Annotated in this window: 18 protein-coding genes; 10 read left to right on the top strand and 8 right to left on the bottom strand. The window is 38.6% G+C overall.

Going from position 1 to position 21,753, the window contains the following annotated elements:
• Positions 1 to 10: 10 nt before the first annotated feature.
• The 3 genes from LUD75_RS03035 (at position 11) to LUD75_RS03025 (ending at position 3,838) form a co-directional block, all read left to right on the top strand.
• Positions 11 to 1,240, top strand: coding sequence for an ABC transporter permease (locus LUD75_RS03035; RefSeq protein WP_232704226.1), 1,230 nt, complete (start codon positions 11 to 13; stop codon positions 1,238 to 1,240).
• Positions 1,241 to 1,282: 42 nt separating this feature from the next.
• On the top strand, positions 1,283 to 2,551 hold the full coding sequence (locus LUD75_RS03030) for an ABC transporter permease (protein ID WP_232704225.1): 1,269 nt from the start codon (positions 1,283 to 1,285) through the stop codon (positions 2,549 to 2,551).
• A gap of 96 nt (positions 2,552 to 2,647) precedes the next feature.
• On the top strand, positions 2,648 to 3,838 hold the full coding sequence (locus LUD75_RS03025; RefSeq protein ID WP_232704224.1) for an efflux RND transporter periplasmic adaptor subunit: 1,191 nt from the start codon (positions 2,648 to 2,650) through the stop codon (positions 3,836 to 3,838).
• Between the two features lie 230 nt (positions 3,839 to 4,068).
• Here LUD75_RS03025 and LUD75_RS03020 read toward each other — a convergent pair whose 3' ends face one another.
• From LUD75_RS03020 to dapF, 3 genes are all read right to left on the bottom strand, one after another.
• On the bottom strand, positions 4,069 to 6,648 hold the full coding sequence (locus tag LUD75_RS03020; RefSeq protein ID WP_232704223.1) for a TonB-dependent receptor: 2,580 nt from the start codon (positions 6,646 to 6,648) through the stop codon (positions 4,069 to 4,071).
• A gap of 27 nt (positions 6,649 to 6,675) precedes the next feature.
• Entirely contained in the window at positions 6,676 to 7,701 is a 1,026-nt protein-coding gene (mltG, locus tag LUD75_RS03015; protein ID WP_232704222.1) for an endolytic transglycosylase MltG, read from the bottom strand.
• A gap of 65 nt (positions 7,702 to 7,766) precedes the next feature.
• Positions 7,767 to 8,543, bottom strand: coding sequence for a diaminopimelate epimerase (gene dapF, locus LUD75_RS03010; RefSeq protein ID WP_232704221.1), 777 nt, complete (start codon positions 8,541 to 8,543; stop codon positions 7,767 to 7,769).
• A 239-nt stretch (positions 8,544 to 8,782) separates the two neighbouring features.
• On the opposite strand from dapF, the gene LUD75_RS03005 reads away from it, so the two are divergent.
• Both LUD75_RS03005 and lipA read left to right on the top strand, forming a co-directional pair.
• Positions 8,783 to 9,340 carry a sigma-70 family RNA polymerase sigma factor gene (locus LUD75_RS03005; protein ID WP_232704220.1) on the top strand — a complete coding sequence of 186 codons (558 nt, stop codon included), beginning with the start codon at positions 8,783 to 8,785 and terminating at the stop codon, positions 9,338 to 9,340.
• Positions 9,341 to 9,353: 13 nt separating this feature from the next.
• Complete coding sequence (lipA, locus tag LUD75_RS03000) at positions 9,354 to 10,223, top strand: lipoyl synthase (RefSeq protein ID WP_133945698.1); 870 nt, start codon at positions 9,354 to 9,356, stop codon at positions 10,221 to 10,223.
• Positions 10,224 to 10,258: 35 nt separating this feature from the next.
• Here the strand turns inward: lipA and LUD75_RS02995 are convergent, their stop codons facing one another.
• On the bottom strand, positions 10,259 to 10,447 hold the full coding sequence (locus tag LUD75_RS02995) for a hypothetical protein (protein WP_232704219.1): 189 nt from the start codon (positions 10,445 to 10,447) through the stop codon (positions 10,259 to 10,261).
• A gap of 174 nt (positions 10,448 to 10,621) precedes the next feature.
• Between LUD75_RS02995 and LUD75_RS02990 the strand changes: the two genes are divergently transcribed.
• On the top strand, positions 10,622 to 11,965 hold the full coding sequence (locus LUD75_RS02990) for an ammonium transporter (protein WP_232704218.1): 1,344 nt from the start codon (positions 10,622 to 10,624) through the stop codon (positions 11,963 to 11,965).
• A gap of 292 nt (positions 11,966 to 12,257) precedes the next feature.
• A complete protein-coding gene (locus tag LUD75_RS02985; RefSeq protein ID WP_232704217.1) occupies positions 12,258 to 13,589 on the top strand; it encodes a hydroxymethylglutaryl-CoA synthase in 1,332 nt (443 codons plus the stop codon).
• A gap of 90 nt (positions 13,590 to 13,679) precedes the next feature.
• On the opposite strand, the gene LUD75_RS02980 is transcribed toward LUD75_RS02985, so the two are convergent.
• The gene (locus LUD75_RS02980) at positions 13,680 to 14,597 is read right to left on the bottom strand and encodes a helix-turn-helix domain-containing protein (RefSeq protein ID WP_232704216.1); all 918 of its coding nucleotides are present in this window, start codon (positions 14,595 to 14,597) and stop codon (positions 13,680 to 13,682) included.
• Between the two features lie 206 nt (positions 14,598 to 14,803).
• Here LUD75_RS02980 and LUD75_RS02975 point away from each other — a divergent pair, with 206 nt between their 5' ends.
• Both LUD75_RS02975 and LUD75_RS02970 read left to right on the top strand, forming a co-directional pair.
• The gene (locus tag LUD75_RS02975) at positions 14,804 to 16,333 is read left to right on the top strand and encodes an aldehyde dehydrogenase family protein (protein ID WP_232704215.1); all 1,530 of its coding nucleotides are present in this window, start codon (positions 14,804 to 14,806) and stop codon (positions 16,331 to 16,333) included.
• A gap of 376 nt (positions 16,334 to 16,709) precedes the next feature.
• The gene (locus LUD75_RS02970) at positions 16,710 to 17,099 is read left to right on the top strand and encodes a DUF779 domain-containing protein (protein ID WP_232704214.1); all 390 of its coding nucleotides are present in this window, start codon (positions 16,710 to 16,712) and stop codon (positions 17,097 to 17,099) included.
• Positions 17,100 to 17,189: 90 nt separating this feature from the next.
• Here the strand turns inward: LUD75_RS02970 and LUD75_RS02965 are convergent, their stop codons facing one another.
• Positions 17,190 to 18,404: a dicarboxylate/amino acid:cation symporter gene (locus LUD75_RS02965; RefSeq protein WP_232704213.1), complete on the bottom strand. Its 1,215-nt coding sequence runs from the start codon at positions 18,402 to 18,404 to the stop codon at positions 17,190 to 17,192.
• A 93-nt stretch (positions 18,405 to 18,497) separates the two neighbouring features.
• Between LUD75_RS02965 and LUD75_RS02960 the strand changes: the two genes are divergently transcribed.
• Positions 18,498 to 19,748 carry a CinA family nicotinamide mononucleotide deamidase-related protein gene (locus LUD75_RS02960; protein ID WP_232704212.1) on the top strand — a complete coding sequence of 417 codons (1,251 nt, stop codon included), beginning with the start codon at positions 18,498 to 18,500 and terminating at the stop codon, positions 19,746 to 19,748.
• Between the two features lie 63 nt (positions 19,749 to 19,811).
• Here LUD75_RS02960 and LUD75_RS02955 read toward each other — a convergent pair whose 3' ends face one another.
• Both LUD75_RS02955 and LUD75_RS02950 read right to left on the bottom strand, forming a co-directional pair.
• A complete protein-coding gene (locus tag LUD75_RS02955) occupies positions 19,812 to 20,555 on the bottom strand; it encodes a dienelactone hydrolase family protein (RefSeq protein ID WP_232704211.1) in 744 nt (247 codons plus the stop codon).
• Positions 20,556 to 20,557: 2 nt separating this feature from the next.
• Entirely contained in the window at positions 20,558 to 21,751 is a 1,194-nt protein-coding gene (locus LUD75_RS02950) for an MFS transporter (RefSeq protein WP_232704210.1), read from the bottom strand.
• Positions 21,752 to 21,753: the final 2 nt, after the last annotated feature.

The following is a 21,753-nucleotide window of genomic DNA, read 5'->3' as shown; positions in this document are numbered from 1 at the left end:
ATAATAAAGTATGTTTGATTTAGACCGCTGGCAAGAGATATTCAGTTCCATTCGCAGTAATGTATTGCGGACGGTGCTTTCCGGGTTTACGGTGGCTCTTGGTCTGTTTATTTTCATTGTGTTATTTGGGATTGGAAATGGTCTTAATAATTCATTTGCGAAAGCATTTACAAGAGATGCCACCAATCTGATTATGATTTGGGGCGGCAAGACAACGCTTCCTTACGCCGGTTTGCAATCGGACAGAAATATTACTTTTAATAATGATGATTTTGATGCTATTGTCAAAGAAAGCGAAGGTAAATTAGAATATGCTTCACCGAGGTATCAAACCTCTTTGATGATTAAATATGGTAAAGAAAGCGGAACTTATCAGGTAAACGGTGTTTTGGGCGACGAAAAATTCCTTGAAAACCGGACAATGATTGATGGCCGTTACATCACAGAACGAGACAACGAACTGAAACAAAACGTAGCCTCCATCGGAAGAATGGTCTGGCGCGATATGATCCGCGATGGAAGCCCGATTGGAAAAGATATCGAAATTAATGGAACGATGTTCAAAGTTGTGGGCGTTTTCTCCGATCCTGGCGGTGACTGGGACGAGCGTCACGTTTCGATTCCACTTTCTACACTTCAGCAAATGAAGAAAAGTTCTGATACCATCAGCAGCGTAATGCTTTCCTACGACCCGAAAATGACACCTGCAGAAGGCGTAAAATATGGTGATGAACTTGAAAAAAATATCAGGGCAAGACACAAAATTTCGCCGGACGATCAGCAGGGAATAAGAGTCAATAACAATGCGAAAAACACGGAAGATTCTTTTGCTTTCCTGTTTGTAATCACAGCAGTTGTAGGATTTATCGGACTTGGAACCTTGCTGGCGGGAATCATTGGAATCAGCAATATCATGGTTTACATCATCAAGGAAAGAACCAAGGAAATCGGTGTAAGAAAGGCGATTGGCGCAAAACCTAGAGGTATTGTCGCATTGATTCTTCAGGAAAGTATTGTCATTACCGTAATTTCAGGATTTGTAGGCGTCGGACTTGGCGTTTTAGCTTTGAAACTGATAGGGAATAACCTGGAAGATTACTTCATCACAGAACCATCTGTAGGTTGGGGACTGATTGCTTCGGCGTTTTTCTGTCTCGTACTTTCCGGTGCGATTGCGGGATTTGTTCCGGCTTACAAAGCTTCAAAAATTAAACCGATCGAAGCACTTAGAACAGATTAATTAAAATATTAAGAATAAGATAAATCATCAATAATAACTGACGTGAATATACTTTTCAAAAGAGATACCTGGCAAGAGATCTATTACTCCCTTCGGAATAATAAGCTCAGAACGTTTCTTACGATGATAGGCGTAGGATGGGGTATGTTTTTGTATGTGAGTCTGTTAGGTGCAGCAAACGGAATGGAGAATGGCTTCAACAGGTTGTTTTCCGGTTTTGCAACCAATTCAATTTTCCTTTGGCCACAAAGTACCAATATTCCTTACGAAGGATTTGCAAAAGGCAGGAAAATGGATCTTCACCTGAAAGATATCGAATATATTACCAAGAAAGTTCCGGAAGTAGATTATATTTCGCCACAAAGTGTACGAGGAAATTTTGGAACGCCTGGCGATCAGATTTCACGAAACGGAAAGAAAAATACGTATATGATCACGGGCGATTTTCCGGTTGGCAATCAGATTTCCAAGAAGAAATTATTGTTCGGAAGATATATTAATGATGCCGATATTCAATCAAAAAAGAATGTGATTGTGATAGGAGAGGAGATTTACAAAAATCTTTTCGATGCCAAGAAAAATGAAAATCCGATTGGAAAATCAGTCAACCTAAAAGGAATATTCTTCAACGTAATAGGCGTTTTCCGCGTTCCGAGAGGTGGTGGAATGGAGAATGACCAATCAGCGTATATTCCTTTTTCAACTTATTCCGGAATTTATAATGAAGGTGATAAAGTCGGTTTTTTTGCCATCGTTGGAAAACCGAATGCAGAAGCGGCCGTTGTAGAAACTAAGGTGAAAGATGAACTTAAAAAAATCAATCACGTTTCGCCGGAAGATACCAATGCTTTTGGAAGTTTCAATCTGGCTAAAGAATTCAAAAAAGTAACAGGATTTCTTACAGGAATGCAACTGCTGACGATTACCGTAGGAACGTTGACCATTTTAGCTGGCGTCATTGCCATTTCAAATATCTTATTAATTACAGTAAAAGAAAGAACCAAGGAAATAGGAATCAGAAGGGCTTTGGGCGCAAAACCATCCGAAGTTAGAAATCAGATTCTGCTCGAAAGTGTTGTGATCACTTTATCATCGGGATTATTAGGATTTTTATCGGGAATTTTCCTGTTGATTATTCTCAATGTTCTGACAATGAACAACGATGCGTTTCCTTTTTACAATCCAACAGTAGATTACGGAAACGTCTTTTCTGCGATGGGAATTATGATTTTCCTTGGATTAATCATTGGATTGATTCCGGCACAAAGAGCGGTGAAAATCCGACCGATTGAAGCACTGCGGTCAGAATAAATTATTGATAAAAAAGAGTTGGTTAATAATGTCACTAATCTTTTTAATCATTTAATTTTTTAATATTTAAACAAAAACAAACTATATTTCTATATAATGGAAAAGAAGAAATTTACAATCAAAAAAGCATTATCCATATTTCTGGGATTGCTGTTCGTGGTGGCTGTTGTAGTCGGAATCGGCTATCTCATCAAATCCAATTCCGGAGAGAATGAAGTTTTTCTCACAAGGAAACCAAGCATCCAAAACCTGGATGACAAAGTGATGGCTACCGGAAAAATAGAACCTCGAGAAGAAATTGAAATCAAACCAAACATCGCCGGAATTATCCAGACTATCAATGTAGATGAAGGTGACAAAGTGCAGGCAGGACAATTGATTGCTACGATTAGAATTGTGCCGAATATTACTGAAGTTAATAACGCAACAATGCAGGTCAGCAATTCGCAGATTCAATTGACGAATGCAAAAGTGAATGTTCAAAACCAGCAGAAGCAGTACGAAATGCAGGCGAAGTTGTACAAACAAGGTGTGATTTCCAAACAGGAATATATTACGGCGGAACAGCAGCTGCAGACCACAATTCAACAGCAGAAATTGGCGGTTCAAAGTCTGAATGCTGCGCAGAAACAGTTGCAAATCGTAAGAACCGGAGCTACACCGGAACTTCAAAGTATGGCAACCACTCAGATCCGTGCAAAAGCGGCGGGAACAGTTTTGGAAATTCCTGTGAAAGTCGGAAGCCAGGTAATTGAAGCCAACTCCTTCAATGCGGGAACCACGATTTGTTCGATTGCAGATCTTAATTCATTAATCTTCAAAGGTGATATCGATGAAGCGCAGGCCGGAAAACTAAAACAGGGAATGGAAATGAAAGTGGTGATTGGTGCTCTGCAAAACAAATCTTTTCCAGGAAAATTAACCTTAATTGCTCCAAAAGGAACTGAGGAAAGCGGAACGATAAAATTTGCTGTGGAAGGTGATGTTTACAACAAAACCGGAGAATATATACGTGCGGGATTCAGTGCAAATGGAGAAATATTATTGAGTTCTAAGAAAAATGCATTACTTTTGGATGAATCGCTGATCCAATACGAAAAAGGAAATAATAAATCCTTCGTAGAAGTGAAACAGCCAAACGGAAGCTTCAAAAAAGTGTATGTCAAATTAGGATCAAGTGACGGAATCAATGTTCAGATCGTTTCGGGAATTGATAAAAATGCGGAAGTGAAAGTCTGGAATCCTTCTGATAAAGACAAAGAAGAACTGAAGGAACAAAAGAAATAGATAGACCTTATTAAATTATAATTGTTAAAAAGATCCGTCTCGTTTTTATAGCGGGACGGATTTTTTTTCGGTTTTCCAAACGACAATTATATAGAGAATATAAATCTTTAATAACTTGATACTAATCTAATATTCAAAAAATCCTCAGCAAATTTAGTTGCTGAGGATTTTGTTTATGATGATTGAGAATTGATTAGATATTATCTAAAATCCCAAATTGTAATTTATGATTACATTGGAGCTTGCTGATCATCACCACTTGCATTGGAATTGATGTCTTTTTTACGTTTAGGCTGTTCTACTTTTTCTCCTTGTTTGAATCTATAAGTCAGCGAAATAGTAAACTGTCTTGGCTGCCATTGCATATAAGATTCCCTAGTGCTGTTTGCCGTGTAAGTAGTTGACTGCATTGCTCTTGTGTTGAAGACGTCCTGAATGTTGAATGCCAAAGTTCCGTTGCCTTTTAAAATTGTTTTGGATGCTCCGAAGTTGATGGCGTACATATCTTTTCTGTCCTGGTATTCTGTTTTTGTACCACCTCTGTAGAATCCCTGTACCTGGAAATTGAGTGTTTTATCCAATTTAAAAGAAGCTGTCAGTCTGCTTCTGGTAGAGATTCCACTTCCGTTAAAATTAGCAGTTGAAGTAATCTCCTCAAGATCTTCATTTAAGGTCTGGTATAGAGTACTACCCTTTATATTGTAGCCAAAGAGATCTACATTTCCCATAAATTTTAGCCAGCTTGTAGCATCCCAGTTAAAGTTGAGATCCAATCCATAAGTTTCTTCTGTTCCCAGATTAATGGGCTTTGTGTGGAACTCGATTCTTTTTCCTTCCTGTTCTGCTCCGGTTTCATCCAGAAACGTGTATGTTATTGCTTTATTGTAAACCAGCATTTTTGTATCATCGGTTTCTCGTTTGTAATAAAGCGTAGGATTGATGGTGAATTTTTTCTTTGAGATGCTATAGCCCAGTTCAAATGAGTCTACGTAAGAAGGGTTCAGATCTATATTACCGTCAAAAATGTTTTGATTGTCATTATAACTAGGATTAGGAATCAGGAAAAAGCCTCTCGGCCTGTCTATCCTTCTGGTATAATTTAAAAGTAACTGATTATCCTTTGCAAATTCATAACTCAGAAAGACACTAGGGAACAGATTATTATAATTTTTCTTTTTATTTGGCAACGTATTGCTTCCTTCCAGATTGCGATAGTCAGTTGTAACGTTAGAAAGTTCTTCACGAAGACCTACCTGATAGCCAATCTTTCCGATTTTACTTTTGAACTGCACATAAAAAGCGTTGAACAATTCCTTATATTTTGCATCATAGGTATAAAGACCCAAATACTGTAATCCCGGAGTTGATGATGTACTTTGGAGCACATTGTTATCATAGGTATTATTATTCGAATCCAGACGGTAGCCGGCTTCCAGTTTGGAAATCTCACCGATCGGTAATTCGTAATCGGCTTTTGCTACGATATTTTTGTTTCTGGTATTTTGACTTATCACATTTCGGAGAGAGGCAGTCTCGCTGTAATTGTCAAATTCCTCAATGTTTGTGTCATTCCCGGATTTGTTGCTCTGAAGACTTAATGACAATGAAAGATTTTGACCTTTATCATCAAATTTGTGATCCAGTCCAAAATCCCCTTGAAATGCCAGATTGTTATTGGTGCCAAGATTCTTTCTAAGTGTGTAAGAGTCAGCAGCATTATAGTACTTGTAGTTGTAGTCGATACGGCCATCACTTTCACTATCGAAGGTTCGTACTGTTCCTGATGCGTTGACAGATGTTTTTTCATTAATATCATAGACAATTCCCGCCGTTGCATTGTAATTATTATTAGCACTGTTTGTCACAGAATTCTGACGGGATTCTGTTTCTGACCCTGTCTTCGTTACATTACTGTAAAAATTATCATTTCGGTTGGTGTTTTTAGATTCTTTGTAACCACCACCGCCATTCAGAAACCAAGAGAAATTACCTTTTCTCCAGCTAAGACTTGTATTGAGATTGGTCTGAGGAAGATAGCCTAAAGTTCCAATAACACTTCCATTGAATCCTGTCTTTTTACTTTTCTTCAAAATGATATTAAGAATACCAGCCGTTCCACTCGCTTCAAATTTTGAGGATGGATTGGTAATCACCTCAATTTTTTCAATTTGGTCTGCAGGAATACTTTGTAAGGCATTGGCTCCATCATCGATTCCAAGAAGGGCAGAAGGTTTTCCGTTGATCAGAAATCTGACATTAGAACTACCACGCATAGAAACAGTTCCGTCTGTATCTACGGAGACAGATGGCACGTTTTGCAAAACATCCTGAAGACTACCACCTTTGCTCACTAAATCCTGAGAAGGATCATAAGTTTTCTTATCCAGCTCCACTTTGTAAGGCTTTGTGGAAGCTGCTGTAATTGTTACACCTTGGATATCCGTTGTGTTGTTTAGGTTGGCTTTGCCCGAAGAAACAATCACAAATGGTGCGATAGGTCCGGGTTTTTCAACTTGGATGGTTTGTGTGAACTTTTTATAATCCACCGCTTCAATTGCGACTTCATAGCTTCCTGGTGCTAATTCCAGTTTGTAATTTCCATCTGCATCTGCTAAAACTGCATCACTTAGTTGTGCATTTTGGCTGTTTTTGAATGTGATAGATGAATAGCCAACTGCGCCATTTGCATCTTTCACATTACCAGAAACATTCACTTTCTGCTGAGCCATTACAAAGCTTGCTGCTCCTATGGTAAGGGCAAGGCCAAAAGCTCTCTTTTGAAATACACTTACAATTTCCGTTCTTTTCATTCTTTATTATTTATGAGCCGTTGCTCCTTATTTTATATCTTTTTTATTCAGCCAATCCTGGTAAGCTTTCGCATTGATCGCGTGTTCTTCTGCATTATCCGTGAATTTATGATAGCCAAATCGCGCAGGATCGGCACACATAAAAATGTAATTGTTCTTTTCTGCATCCAACACGGCGTTCAGAGAATTTTTGTCGACAATACAAATCGGTCCCGGCGGAATGCCTTTGTTTGCATAGGTATTGTATGGCGAAGGTGCTTTCAGATGCTTATAGTAAACTCTTTTGATCTGCTGCGTAAAATTGCTGGCCTGCTTTACAGCGTAGATTACCGTTGGGTCACTTTGCAGTTTCATGCCTTTTTTATATCGATTCAGATATAGGCCGGCGATGGTTTTCTGCTCATCCGGTTTTCCACCTGATTCTTTGTAAACGATGGAAGCTAAAGCATAAATCTGATCTCTCGAGAGTCCGGATTGTTTTTCTTTTGCAATTCTTTCAGTCGTCCAGAAATCTTTATAATCTGATTCGAATTTGTTGAAAAACTCTTTCGGCGTTACAGTCCAGAAGAAATCATACGTATTGTTGAAGAAATATTTTTTTAAATCTTCGGCGTTTTTGTAACCTTTGCTGATGGCGATTTCATTCAATTGATTCGCAAATTTCGTGGAATCGATTTCCGTCTTTTTAGAAACTCGTCCGATCATTTGATAAACGTCGTCGAAGTCTTTAATTCTGAAAGAATTCGGAGTTTGATTTCCGGCTAGGATCATATTCACGATTTCCCGGTTATTCATTCCGGATTTCAGTTCGTAGCGGCCTGGTTTGAAGTTTCCACTTAGATTTTTGTCCTCAGCAATACTTCTAAAATAATTTTTATTTTTAATATAAGGCGAGATAGAATCGAAGATTTGTTGAGGTTTCGCATTGTGAGGAATCAAGACAAAACCGTCTTTTTCCACATTGTTTCCGACATATTTATTGTAAAATCTAATCCCGAAAAATCCCAGGATTATGATAACGACAACAGATATTATAAGAATTATTTTTTTCATAGTTTAATTTGTAAAAGAGATCTGGAATTTTAAATTTTTTAATTTTTCAATTATTAAATCTTTAATTATAATGCAATATCTCCTTTAAAAACTTGATTTGCTGGCCCTTCCAACCAAATATCACTGAAGCCTTCGCCATTTTTCTCAGCATAAACTTTCAGCTGTCCACCCAAAACCTTGACTGCAACAGAAGTTTGATTGTTTTTATCCATAAAAGTTAAAGCCGCAGCCGTCACGCCGGTTCCGCAACTGTAGGTCTCATCTTCCACACCGCGTTCGTAGGTTCTTACAAACAATTCCTTGTCAGAAACAGTTTCTACAAAGTTGACATTGATCCCTTCTTTCTTATAAGTTTCAGAATTTCGGATTTCGTTACCATTTTTGAAAACATTATAATTATTTAACATTTTCACGTATTTCACATAATGTGGCGAGCCAGTATTCAAAACAAAATCATTTCCGTCTGTGCTAATGTTTTTCACATCGATCATTTTCAATTTTACGATACCGTTTTTGATCTCCGCTTTGTGTAGTCCGTCGACGGCATCAAACGTCGTTTTGTCTTCGAAAATATCTAAGAAATGAGCAAAAGCCACGATGCAGCGTCCGCCGTTTCCACACATTGTACTTTCGTTTCCGTCGGAGTTGTAGTACACCATTTTGAAATCAGATTTTTCATCATTTTCCAGAAGAATCAATCCGTCTCCACCAATTCCGAAACGTCTGTCGCAAAGTTTTTCAATCAATTCGGTGCTTTTTGGGAATTCAAGATCGCGGTTGTCGATCATTACAAAATCATTTCCTGTTCCCTGATATTTATAAAATTTGATTTGTTTGTTCATATTAATCTTATTGTCAGATAGTTTTTATCTGAATTTTATTTTTAATTTTCTGAATATTAGTTCATTACTTTGACTTTTTATTACAAAAATCAAGCCTGTAAAATTACTGATTTTAAAGACAATTTAATCTTGATAAATGTTATTTAAATTAAATCTAAATGTCCTTGGATTATAGAATTTCTCAATCTTACCATTTAGATTTTTTTTAATTATTATACCTATCTTTGTTCGTCGAAAAAATGAAAGAAGATCAGTTACTCGCACTCATCCTAAAAGCCAGAGATAAAGATCAAAAGGCTCAGACACAACTCATTAATTCTTTTTGGGTGGATGTCTTCTCATTTGTGATGAACAAAGTGAAAGATGAAAATGATGCAGACGAGATCACGGTTTCGGTTTTTTCAAAAGTTTTGAATAAGTTGGATCTCTTCGATCCCAGCTTCCAGTTCAAAACATGGATTTTGACAATCGCGCAAAATACGATCATCGATTTTTGGAGAAAAAAAAGCCGGGAAAACGAAGATCCGAATGCCAATTTGCAGGATGTTAAAAATGAATTTGCAAGATCTCCCGAGGAATTATTGATTTCCGAAGAAGACCAGCAAAAGATCATCAAGATTATCGAAACAATGGATGCTAAAAATCAGGACATCATTCGTCTTAGGTTTTTCGAGGAAAAAAGCATAAAAGAAATAGCAGAAGAGCTCAATCTTTCTGTAGCCAACACAAAAGTGAGAATAATGCGCGCCAAAAAGATCTTGGCCGAATTATTAAAAGAAGACGAAACCGATTTTTAAATTTAAGATCAAAATGGAGGATTTAATTCAACAAGATACAGCCATTCAAAAACCAAAATGGATCCGCGTAAAATTGCCGACTGGTAAGAATTACCGCGAACTGAGACATTTGGTAGATAAATATAAGCTGAACACCATTTGCCAAAGCGGAAGCTGCCCAAATATGGGCGAATGCTGGGGCGAAGGAACAGCAACATTCATGATCCTTGGAAATATCTGCACCAGAAGCTGCGGATTTTGCGGTGTAAAAACCGGAAAACCTTTGGATGTGAACTGGGACGAACCTGAAAAAGTAGCGCGTTCTATCAAATTAATGAAAATCAAACACGCCGTATTAACTTCTGTTGACCGTGATGATTTAAAAGATATGGGTTCGATTCTTTGGGGCGAAACTGTAAATGCTGTCAGAAGAATTTCTCCCGGAACGACTATGGAAACATTAATTCCGGATTTTCAAGGCATCACAAAACATCTTGACAGAATGGTGGAAGTGGCGCCAGAAGTGATCTCTCACAATATGGAAACAGTAAAACGCTTAACTAGAGAAGTGAGAATTCAGGCGAAATACGAAAGAAGCCTTGAAGTTCTAAGATATTTGAAAGAAGCTGGACAAAACAGAACAAAAACCGGCGTAATGCTAGGTTTGGGAGAAACCAGAGATGAGGTTTTCCAAACCATCGAAGACATTAGAAACGCCAATGTAGATGTGATCACGATGGGTCAATATCTTCAGCCAACCAAAAAACATCTTCCTGTGAAGAGTTTTATCACGCCAGAACAGTTTGATGAGTACGGAGATTTTGCAAGAAGCTTAGGTTTTCGCCACGTAGAAAGTTCGCCTTTGGTGAGGAGTTCTTATCACGCTGAGAAGCATATTCACTAAGATTTACCACACAATTAAAATAAAAAAAAAGACTCCTATATGGAGTCTTTTACTGTTTGTTCTACTGGCTGTATGTTTTCGGTTTTGTTCATATTTTCCACTTGTTGCGGGATGAACATCATGTAAGCAAAATAACCTAGAAGGAACAATGCAACTACGACAATAATCGCAATCATAGGACCTTTGTTGGTTTCGCTGTCTGGTTTTGGAATGTCTGATCTCATAGTTTTATTTTTTATGTTTACTTAAAAGTCTATTGCAAAACTAATGCCTCATTATTATCTAAATAATTTTTGGAAAATTAATTTATTATTAGTAAAAATTATACGGTTGATTTATTAAAATTATATGTTTTTTCAAATTAACCCTATATATTTGCAGGGTTAAAATTTCAATTTATGAAAATCGAAAAACGCTGGATCATTTCTTTTATAGTTATCAGTATCATTTCAGTCGCTGCACTCTTCTGGCCAGAGCAGACGTCTTTGCCTTTACCGGGAACTTTTCTCGGAGAAGACAGTATAGTAGGAGCCGACGTTGCCTGGATTTTAGCTTCCTCTGGTTTGGTTTTATTGATGACACCCGGACTTTCATTTTTTTATGGCGGAATGGTCGGCAAGAAAAATATGATTTCAACAATGCTTCAAAGTTTCATTGCATTGGGTGTGATCAGTATTTTGTGGGTAGTTGTAGGATTTAGCTTGTCTTTCGGAGAATCGATCGGGATTACCATTAATGGAATTCACTATGGCTTAATAGGAAATCCAACAACATATATGTTTTTTAACAATGTGGGTGTTTTGCCACACAGCAAAATGGCTTCCACCGTTCCTTTTATTCTCTTTGCATTATTTCAAATGAAATTTGCAGTGATTACGCCAGCTTTGATTACGGGTTCTTTTGCAGAAAGAGTAAGGTTTATTTCTTACTTATTGTTTATGGTTTTATTTAGTTTAATCATCTACACACCGCTTTGTCATATGGTTTGGCATCCGGACGGATTACTGAACAAATATTTCGGAGTGAAGGATTTTGCTGGTGGAACAGTAGTTCATATGAGTGCAGGATTCGCTGCTTTGGCTGGCGCAATGATGATCGGCAAAAGGAAAAATCCACATCACGAACCTTCGAATATTCCATTTGTCATTCTTGGAACTGGAATGCTTTGGTTTGGCTGGTTTGGTTTCAATGCAGGTTCTGCTTTGGCGGCAAATGCAACCGCTGCGATGGCTTTTGGAACCACAACGATTGCGTCAGGAACTGCAATGCTATCCTGGATATTTTTTGACAGAGTCAATGGAAGAAAAGTTTCAGCTTTGGGCGCTTGTATCGGAGCAGTTGTCGGTTTGGTGGCTATAACGCCTGCTGCAGGTTTTGTGACGATTCCACACGCTATTTTTATAGGATTTATTTCAGCGATTGTTTCAAATCTGATGTGCAATTGGAAACGCCTGAAAAAGGTGGACGATACTTTGGACGTCTTCGCTTGTCACGGTGTTGGCGGAATTATGGGAATGATTCTAACAGCGATTCTGGCTCAAGGAGAGAACGCCAGTCTGCTTCACGGCGGTTTCGAAGTGTTTGCACATCATATGATGGCCTTGGTCTTGGTTTCGGCATTCACATTCTTAGGCTCATTGATTTTATATAAACTTACGGATATGATAATCCCATTAAGAGTTGCAGAAGATTCCGAAAACATCGGTTTAGACCTTTCGCAGCACGATGAAAGTCACGCATAAAGTATGCTGTAATGCATATTTGATTTTGATATGAAGAAAACCTCGCTCTTAAAGTGGGGTTTTTATTTGGGCAGCTTTATCCGCCTTCCACTCCCGCTTTTTTTGTTGTTGCGAATGACGTGATGTCGTTAATAGAACTTTTCCAGAATCGCAACAACAAAAAAGAGCTCCGTTCAAGTCGGGCTGCGCTTCGCAAAGTAGAATATTTGTCTATCAATCAAAATTTTCTCCCTAAAACACACCCAAAATCCGCCGAAAAATCTCTAAATTCGTGTCTTAAATTTTTTATGAGATGACGAAATTCGGAGTGGATGCGGCCAGTTTTTATGTGCCTTCTTTATATTTAGAAATCAAAGACCTTGCAGAGAAAAGAGGAATCGAACCAGCAAAATTGGAAAAAGGTTTGGGGCTTCACAAAATGGCTTTGCCAGATGTTCACGAAGATGCAGCGACGTTTGCGGCAGAAGCTTTACTCAAATTAATTCAAGATTACAATCTCAATCCTAAGGAAATATCCAGAGTTTACCTCGGAACGGAAAGCGCTTTGGACGCTGCAAAACCAACTGCAACCTATGCGGTTCAAATGGTGGAAGAATTTTTAACCGAAGAATTTGGTGAAAGGGTCTTCAAAAACTGTGACGTTGTTGATATGACGTTCGCTTGCATTGGAGCGGTGGATGCTTTGCATAACGCTTTGGATTTCGTAAGAGCAAATCCTACAAAGAAAGCTGTTATCATTGCCAGCGATTACGCAAAATACGAATTGGCCTCGTCAGGCGAATATACGCAAGGCGGTGGCGCAGTAGCATTACTGGTTTCCGCCAATCCAAAATTAATCGAGATTGATAACAATTGGGGTGTTGCCACGGAAAGTGTTTTCGATTTCTTCAAACCGAGACGTCATTTTTCTAAAGGCGATTTCCCAACTGCTCCGGAGAATTTCCCTGACAAAATTGAAGTGTTCACAGACGAACCTGTTTTCGATGGTCAATATTCGAATGTTTGTTATCAGGATAGAATTCGTGAAGCCTATGAGCATTACAAAGAACAGACTTTCACTGTAAGACCATATGAGAATTGGCGTTATTTGATTTTCCATTTGCCTTACGCTTTCCACGGAAAAAGAGTGTTCACCGAAATTTATAGTTTAGAAAATCACCTCGATTACTCGGATGCAGAAAAGCAAAAAGCCATCGCGAAATCCGAAGATTATATCAATTTCATCAATGAAAAAATAGAGAAATCTCAACGCGCGTCTTCTGAGATTGGAAATATGTACACGGCTTCAATTTTTATGGCGTTGCTGTCAGCATTGCAAACTTCGTTTAGCGAAAGTGAGGATTTGTCAGAAAAAGAAATTGGATTCTTAGCTTACGGAAGTGGCTCCAAATCAAAAGTTTTCGTCGGCAAAGTTTCCCCAGAATGGAAATCCGTCGTTGAAAAATGGAATCTTTTCGAGGAACTGAAAAACAGGTTACCAATCGATTTTGAGACTTACGAAAAACTACATCGCAAACAACTAGATTTTTCGGTTAACCAAAATTACAAAGGTTTTGGATTGACGAGAATTGAAAAAGAAAGTCTAGTTTTGAGAGGCGCAAGATATTATTCTTATCAAAAATAAATTAAAGCAGAATATGCCTAAAATCGAAGCCGAGCAAATGATTATTTGCTCGGCTTCTTTTGAAAATCTATAACTAACTACTAACTTAATTCAAATTATTTTTTTGTTCTGAAATGTTTTCGGCGTCACACCTTCAACTTGTTTGAAAACCCGAATGAAATAATTCGTATCCGAAAATCCAGTGCTGAAGGCCGTTTCACTCACCGAATTCTGTTGGCTCAACAACTCCTTCGCTTTTTTGATTCTCTCGTGGATGATAAACTCATTCGGAGAAAGTCCTAATTCCTGTTTGAACATCTTAAAGAAATTCGATTTGCTGACATAAGCCATCTTCGCAATCGCATCAATCGATAATTTCTGATGAAGATTCTTCTTGATGAAATCGGCGACAAAACCAATTCTCGATTGAGTTTTCAACGTATTCTTCTCAACCAAGTTTCTCGCTTGCGTCTGCATCAATCGGATTAACAATTCCTTCAATGCAAAATCTGCAATCACATCTTTATGCGAATTATCGTCCATCGCAATTCTCATAATGTTGTTCGTTGCTGAAGCAAGTGCTTTGTTATTAAGCAAATAAAACTCGTCAAAAGAAATATTCCAATGCGAAGAATCATCGATTTTTGTGGAAGTGAAATTTAAATTTTCCAGAGATTCTTTCACGAATTCAGGACTCAAAGTCAAAGAAACACATTGTGCTGGCTGAACATCAGCTTCCGGAAAATCAATCACCATTGTTTCGCCAGGCGCCACCAAAACGCTTTCTTCAGGAAGATATTCGAAGTAATTGCTCTTATCCTGAAGCTTCATCCATTTCTTTCCTCGCAACATTCCAGTGAACGCCAGATGCTCAAAATGCAGTTTCACATCGTAAGTCGTCTTGTGCGTTTCATAGACACTGAGTTCACAATTATTTAAACTGAACTTGGTTTGATTTTCTACCAATGTATTCAATTTTTTTTCGTGTGTCAGGCTTGGTTTATTAAGTTGAAAATGATTTGGATTCATAATTTCAAGGTTTGTAACATCCTGTTTTTCAAATATAAGATTTATTTATGACTTCAGCTCTTAAATTTTGTTAAGGACTTATAAACTATTATAAATGTAGGATTTTACTGTTTATTTGGAGGATTGTGCTATAATTCTTGTTGTATTAGTAATTAATTTAGCATTAATCAAATATTAATTCAGTATTAATAAAACCAAATATTATTATGAGTACAACAGCAGAACAAACACAAAATTCAACCACTTTGGCTTGGCCAGAATTCAAATCAAAATATGATAATTACATCGGCGGGAAATTTGTGCCGTCAGCAGGCGGGCAATATTTCGATGTGATTTCTCCAATCAACGGACAGGTTTTCACACAAGCCGTTCATTCCAACAAGGAGGATTTAGAGAATGCCGTTAATGCTGCGTCAGAGGCTTTCAAAACTTGGAAACTTACCTCTGCAACAGAGCGAAGCATTATTCTAAATAAAATCGCTGACAGAATAGAGGAGAATTTGGAATATATTGCAACGGTTGAAACAATTGACAATGGTAAGGCCGTTAGAGAAACTCTGGCTGCCGATATTCCTTTGGCGATTGACCATTTTAGATATTTCGCTTCAGTAATTAGAGCAGAAGAAGGTTCACACAACGAGTTGGACAAAGACACCGTTTCGTTGATTGTTCACGAGCCACTTGGTGTGATTGCACAAATTATTCCTTGGAATTTCCCAATCCTAATGGCCGTTTGGAAACTCGCTCCGGCTTTGGCCGCAGGAAATTGCGTGGTGTTGAAACCAGCAGAAAGCACGCCAGTTTCTATTATGGTTTTGATGGAATTGATTGGCGACCTACTTCCAGCAGGTGTGGTGAATATCGTCAATGGTTTCGGAGCAGAACTTGGAAGAGCGTTGGTTACGAATCCAAAAGTAAACAAGGCGGCCTTCACAGGTTCTACGGTTACAGGACGAATGGTAATGCAATATGCGACAGAAAATATCATTCCGGTGACCTTGGAATTGGGAGGTAAATCGCCTAACATTTTCTTCAATTCTGTGATGGATGCGGATGATGAATTCTTGGATAAAGCTGTAGAAGGTGCAGTAATGTTTGCCTTAAATCAAGGTGAGATTTGTACTTGTCCTTCGAGATTGTTGGTTCAGGAAGATATCGCAGACGCTTTTATTGCAAAAGTGATTGAAAGAACGGAGGCTATCAAAATCGGAAATCCATTGGATAAAACGGTAATGATGGGAGCGCAGGCTTCGAAAATCCAGAAAGATAAAATTATGGGTTACCTGAAACTCGGTAAAGAAGAAGGTGCGGAAGTTCTGACAGGAGGTGAAGTGAATGAGATTGAAGGTCTGGAAGAAGGTTATTATATCAAACCAACCATCTTCAAAGGAAACAACAGAATGAGAATTTTCCAGGAGGAGATATTCGGACCAGTTGTGGCGTTCACGACTTTCAAAGATGAAGCGGAAGCTTTGGAAATTGCGAATGATACGATTTATGGTTTAGGAGCGGGCGTTTGGACGCGTGATGCACACCAATTGTACAACATCCCAAGACACGTGGAAGCGGGTAGGGTTTGGGTAAATCAATACCACGCTTATCCTGCTGGTGCGCCTTTCGGAGGTTACAAACAGTCGGGAATTGGTAGAGAAAATCACAAAATGATGCTTGACCATTATCGTCAAACCAAAAATATGTTGATTTCTTACGATAAGAAAAAATTAGGGTTCTTCTAATCTTAATGTTTTATAATTAAGTTTAAGACTTATCAATACTCTGAACCCGACAGATTTTTTTGTCGGGTTTTTGCTAACTTTAAAATAATAATGCGCACAAATATTACTTGCCGATTTTAAAGTCAAAATGTTTAAATTAATTAGGAATATTTCACAAAGCTCCAGAAGAGCTAACTATTGGTGGCAAAAGATAGCAAGCAAAGAGCAAAGCTCCGGAGGAGCGACCTGTTGGTAGAAAAAAGATATTTGGGAAATAAATTAAGCTCCAGAGGAGCTATCTATTGGTAGAAAAAGGGTAATAAGCAAAATAGCAAAGCTCCAGAGGAGCGACCTATCAACCGGCATTATTATTTATTAATTTCAAAAATAAAAAGAAATGGAAACTAAAGATAAAATCTCAAGACTATCCGTCACCGACGAGGCGATGGAAGTCATCTGGGAACTCGAGAAAAAACACGGCGAATTGATGTTTTACCAAGCGGGTGGCTGTTGTGAAGGCACGCAACCACAATGTTTTGAAAAGGGTGGATATTTTCCGAGGATGAATGATGCGATGATTGGAACCATCAACGGATTTGAGTTCTGGATAGACCGCGACTTGTTCGAATATTGGAAATATTCTCATTTCACATTAGATGTTTTGGAAGGTTGGGGACCGGGCGGATTTTCTTTGGAAACGCCTTTGGGAAAAACGTTCAAAATTCATTACAGGCTTTTCACGGCAGAAGAATTGGAAAACTTGGAACCGATTAAGCGAAGTGAATAGATTGTAGAATCGTGACATAGCCCCGATAGGAACGGCATCTCCCGAAGCTTCGGGAATTAAGTGGATAGCGTGAAATAGCTCCTAAAAAAATCAGACGGTTTCTACTTTCACAAACTTTGAGACAATCATACTTGCCAAAATGTTTCCGACGGAATTGAGAACGGTCGCCAACGGGTCCACCAAAGTTCCGATTATGATAACAGCTGGAACTACATCGGGAGGGATTTTGTAAACCGAAATCATCAACATTTCCCCGATGTAACCGCCATTTGGGATTCCTCCGGCGACTGCGCTTACGAAAACGGTGATGCCGAGCGCCATTATGAGATTCATTGGTTCGAAGAAATTCCAGCCCAATAGTTGGAACGCGACGTAGATTTTGATGATGGAGGAAATGGATGAGCCGTTTTTGTGAATCGTAGTGCCAATCGGAATCACGACGTTGGCGATGGATGCAGGAACGCCCATTCTTTTGGCAGACTCGATGGCAACGGGCATTGTCGCCAAACTGCTACACGTGCTGATGGCAGTTGCGGTCGGCAAAAGGCTTTCTTTCCAAAACGCTTTCACGCCGTTTCCACCTTTCCAAACGAAGGCGTAAAGACTGAAAAACACGATGAAATAAATGGTTCCGGCAATGTAATAAAGTCCCAAAGGCTTGGCATAAAATCCGAAAAGTTGAGGTCCAATCGTGCCAACTTGGTACGCAAAATAAGCGCCTAATCCAACGGGCGCGACTTTCATAATTAACAATAAAAGTTGCTTCATCACTTCATTCCCTGAGAGGATGAAGTTTTGGAATGCCTTTCCCATTTCGCCAGATTTTCTGATGGAAATCCCCACCAAAAAAGAAAAGAACAAAAGTGCGAGCATATTTTGTCTCGAGAATAGTTGATAAAACTCGCTGACGGTGAAAAATCCGACAATCTGGTCGTTGATATCGGCATTGTTTTGAAGGCTTTCTGTAATGGTTTCCTGAATGTTACTGGGTGTTTCTGTTGGGAAAAGATAAACCATCACGATGCAAAACGTCGCAGAAATCAAGATGAAACTGAGGAAAGTGAGAACCGTTGTGCCGATGATTTTTCCTAATTGATTTTGTTGCTCGATGCCGGAAATGGCGGAAACAATCGCAAAAAATACGAGTGGAATGACTGTTACGAAAAGTAGATTCAGGAAAATGTCACCGATTGGTTTTAAATAAACCACAAAATCCGGTGTAAAAATCCCAACGAGACTTCCGATGAAAATCCCGATGAGAAGCAGGATGATGTTGCTGTAGTTTTTCCAGAAAGATGATTTCATTCCTCAATTTTAATCAAAGATAAATATAAAAATGTTTGGAATTTTATTTAAAATCCTAATTTTAGAATTGAATTATTCCCGAAATTTGTTCTTATGAAAACAGCAGTTCTAATCACCATCGGAGACGAGATTCTCTCAGGAAATACCGTGGATACCAATTCCAATTTCATTGCCACACAACTTAAAGAAATTGGTGTGAAAGTGACTTCCATCTTCACGATTCCTGATGATGAAAGTGCGATTGTTTCTACACTTGCAAAAGCATTTGAGATGGCAGATGTGGTTTTTACGACTGGCGGATTGGGTCCTACGAAAGATGATATCACCAAGAAAGCTTACGCTGAATTCTTCCAAGATGAATTGGTTTTTTCTGATAAAGTTTACGAACATTTGAGAGCTTATCTCGAAAAGCGAAACCGACTTTGGATTTTGGAACACAATAAGGAACAGGCAATTGTCTTGTCGAAAGCTGAGGTTTTTCTTAATTATTTTGGGACGGCACCTTGTATGGTCTTGCAAAAGAATGGAACGTTTTGTTTCAGTTTGCCGGGCGTTCCTTACGAGGTGAAACCTTTGGTGAAAGACCAAATCATTCCCTTTTTGAAAGAAAAATTGTCCTTAGACCATATCGTGACGAGAATCGTTTCCGTAGTAGATATTCCGGAAAGTATTCTGTCAGAAAATATTGAAAGTTGGGAATTGGCTTTGCCGAAACATATTGCGCTGTCCTATTTGCCAATCGGAACCAGAGTGAAATTAAGATTGACCGCTTCCGGAAGTTCTCAGGAAGTATTAAATCAGGAATTGGAAACTGAAATCCAGAAATTAACCCCAATCATCGGTGAAAATATCATCGCCACACACGAAGATAAAATCGAGAAAATCCTCGGCGAATTGTTGAATGACAGAAAGTTAACGATTTCGGTTTCGGAAAGTTGTACGGGCGGAGAATTGTCACGGTTAATAACATCAATCACAGGAAGTTCGAAATATTTCATCGGCGGAATTGTGAGTTATGCGACCGATAAAAAAGTCGATATTCTGAATGTCAATCCAAAAACAATTGAGGAATTTACCGTCGTGAGTGAGCAAGTCGCTTCCGAAATGGCAAAAGGTTGTCAGGAATTATTCAAGACCGATATTGCGGTTTCTACCACGGGCGTTGCTGGTCCTGGAAAAGGCGAGGACGGAAAAGATGTTGGAACGGTTCATTACACGATTAGAATTGGAAATGAAGAGACAACTTCAAAGCTTTTTCTTCCGCATCTGGAAAGAATTGATTTTATGAACTTCGTTTCTCAGAAAGTGGTGCAGGATATTGTTTCATTGCTCATCAAAAAATAAAAAAAGACAGCTGTAATGGCTGTCTTTCTAACTTCTATTATCTAAAGTCTAACTTCTTTCTATCTATTTCAAAATTTCTTTAAGAAAAGTCAACGTGTGATTCCAGGCGCGTTTTGCCATTACTTCGTTGTAATCCGGAGATTCCGGGCTTGTAAAAGTGTGTTTGGAATTGGCATACGTGATGATTTGAAAATCTGTTTTTCCGGCTTTTAATTCTGCAATCAGATTAGTCATATCTTCAGGTTTTACACTTTCGTCGTCGGCTGGATTTTCCACAAGAACTTTGGTTTTGATGGGAACATTCAGTCTGTCATTTCCTTTTGCCAAACCGCCGTGAATAGACACTACACCAGCTACAGGAAATTGTGCTCTTGCAGTTTCCAAAGCACCGGTTCCTCCGAAACAATAACCTATGACAGCGATTTTTTCAGGATTCGCACCTTGTTTTTTCAATTCTTCCAAAGCCAGAGCAATTCTTTTTTGATACGCTTTGTAATCTTGCTTGTAAGTTCCCGCAATCTTTGAAGCCGAAGCATTGTCGGTTGGGATATTTCCTTCACCATAAATATCAGCGATGAAAGCAATGTAACCTTGCTTTTCCAATTCTATCGCAGAATTTTTAGCTTCATCGTCAATGCCTTTCCAGGCTGGTAATATCAAAACGCCGGGAAGTTTTTTTCCTGCATTTGAAGTGACTAATCCGTTCAGTTTCTGAGTTCCGTCTTTGTAGGCAATTGTTTTCAATGTCTGAGCTAATGTAAATTGCATTCCGAGGAATACAGCAAATAATGTGAGTGAAAGTTTCATATTTAAGATTTTGTTTGATTAATTTTCTTTTGCTTGATGACGTTCATTAGATTCATTAAAAGTACAACTAAACTGAATACTACAAGCTGAATTCCAACATAATGCCAACCGCCAAGTTCCCAGCATTTGAGTCCGATAAATGTTCCCAAAGCGCCACCAACAAAATAAGAAGTCATATAAATCGTGTTTATTCGGCTGTTCGCTTTTTCATCAAGTCTATAAATCAATGCAACATTCGTGACTTGGATGGATTGAACGCCAACATCAATGAAAATCACGGCAAGAATAATTGAAATCAAATAACTCGGAAACAGATAAATCACGACCGAACCAGCCAATAAAATAACACTTGCAATCAATTGTGTGTATGTGGAATCGCCTTTGTCAGACGCTTTTCCAATCAATGGCGCAACCAAGGCTCCTGCAATTCCCAACATTCCGAAAAGTCCAATCGTGTCTGAACTGTAATTGTAAGGTTTTTCAACTAATAAAAATGTCAAAGTCGTCCAAAACGAACAAAACACCGCAAATGCAATTCCGCCAAGCAACGCCATAAACCGCAATTGTGGAAATCGCTTCAACTGATAAAACGAGGACGAAATCAATTTAAAATAAGATTCTTTGAACGTCGGTTTTACACTCGGCAATTTGAAATAGACGAATGCCAAAGAGAAAACCGTAAATCCAGCCGAAAGATAATACACCATTTTCCAACTGCTCCATTCAGAAATATAACCGCTGAAAACCCTCGCCATCAATATTCCTACGAGAATTCCAGTGAATATTATTCCGACATTTTTCCCTTTTTCGTTGCCTGATAATTCCGCCGCCATTGGCAAAATAACCTGAGCCGCAACCGCCGTCAATCCCAATAATAAACTGAATAAAAAGATGAAGTAATAATTGGAAACCAACCCGATTGCAATTAAGACAAAGAATAAAGTTCCCAGTAAGGTCAGTATTAATTTTTTCCTATCAACCTTGTCGCCCAACGGAACCAAGGTCAAAAGTCCAGCGCCATAACCGACTTGTCCGAGTCCGACCATTATTCCCATTTTACTTTCAGGAACGCGGAAACTTTCGGCGATTTGATGTAGAATGGGCTGGGCAAAATAAATATTTGAAACACTAATTCCTGCGACGACAGCCATTCCAAGGACCTGACCTTTGCTCAGTTGTGATTGTACCTCTGACATCG

Source organism: Epilithonimonas sp. JDS, from assembly GCF_021261315.1.
Classification (GTDB): domain Bacteria; phylum Bacteroidota; class Bacteroidia; order Flavobacteriales; family Weeksellaceae; genus Epilithonimonas.
Note: the sequence above shows the minus strand (reverse complement) of the source record. Positions and strands in the feature narration are given on the sequence as shown.

Bases quoted from the DNA above. Each gene is read 5' to 3' on its own strand.
- LUD75_RS02970 (WP_232704214.1), top strand. From the start codon at position 16,710: ATGGAAACTAAAGATAAAATCTCAAGACTATCCGTCACCGACGAGGCG.
- LUD75_RS02985 (WP_232704217.1), top strand. From the start codon at position 12,258: ATGACGAAATTCGGAGTGGATGCGGCCAGTTTTTATGTGCCTTCTTTA.
- LUD75_RS03005 (WP_232704220.1), top strand. From the start codon at position 8,783: ATGAAAGAAGATCAGTTACTCGCACTCATCCTAAAAGCCAGAGATAAA.
- dapF (WP_232704221.1), bottom strand. From the start codon at position 8,543: ATGAACAAACAAATCAAATTTTATAAATATCAGGGAACAGGAAATGAT.
- LUD75_RS02960 (WP_232704212.1), top strand. From the start codon at position 18,498: ATGAAAACAGCAGTTCTAATCACCATCGGAGACGAGATTCTCTCAGGA.
- LUD75_RS02980 (WP_232704216.1), bottom strand. From the start codon at position 14,597: ATGAATCCAAATCATTTTCAACTTAATAAACCAAGCCTGACACACGAA.
- LUD75_RS03020 (WP_232704223.1), bottom strand. From the start codon at position 6,648: ATGAAAAGAACGGAAATTGTAAGTGTATTTCAAAAGAGAGCTTTTGGC.
- lipA (WP_133945698.1), top strand. From the start codon at position 9,354: ATGGAGGATTTAATTCAACAAGATACAGCCATTCAAAAACCAAAATGG.
- LUD75_RS02975 (WP_232704215.1), top strand. From the start codon at position 14,804: ATGAGTACAACAGCAGAACAAACACAAAATTCAACCACTTTGGCTTGG.
- LUD75_RS02955 (WP_232704211.1), bottom strand. From the start codon at position 20,555: ATGAAACTTTCACTCACATTATTTGCTGTATTCCTCGGAATGCAATTT.
- LUD75_RS02995 (WP_232704219.1), bottom strand. From the start codon at position 10,447: ATGAGATCAGACATTCCAAAACCAGACAGCGAAACCAACAAAGGTCCT.
- LUD75_RS02950 (WP_232704210.1), bottom strand. From the start codon at position 21,751: ATGTCAGAGGTACAATCACAACTGAGCAAAGGTCAGGTCCTTGGAATG.
- mltG (WP_232704222.1), bottom strand. From the start codon at position 7,701: ATGAAAAAAATAATTCTTATAATATCTGTTGTCGTTATCATAATCCTG.
- LUD75_RS03025 (WP_232704224.1), top strand. From the start codon at position 2,648: ATGGAAAAGAAGAAATTTACAATCAAAAAAGCATTATCCATATTTCTG.
- LUD75_RS02990 (WP_232704218.1), top strand. From the start codon at position 10,622: ATGAAAATCGAAAAACGCTGGATCATTTCTTTTATAGTTATCAGTATC.
- LUD75_RS02965 (WP_232704213.1), bottom strand. From the start codon at position 18,404: ATGAAATCATCTTTCTGGAAAAACTACAGCAACATCATCCTGCTTCTC.
- LUD75_RS03035 (WP_232704226.1), top strand. From the start codon at position 11: ATGTTTGATTTAGACCGCTGGCAAGAGATATTCAGTTCCATTCGCAGT.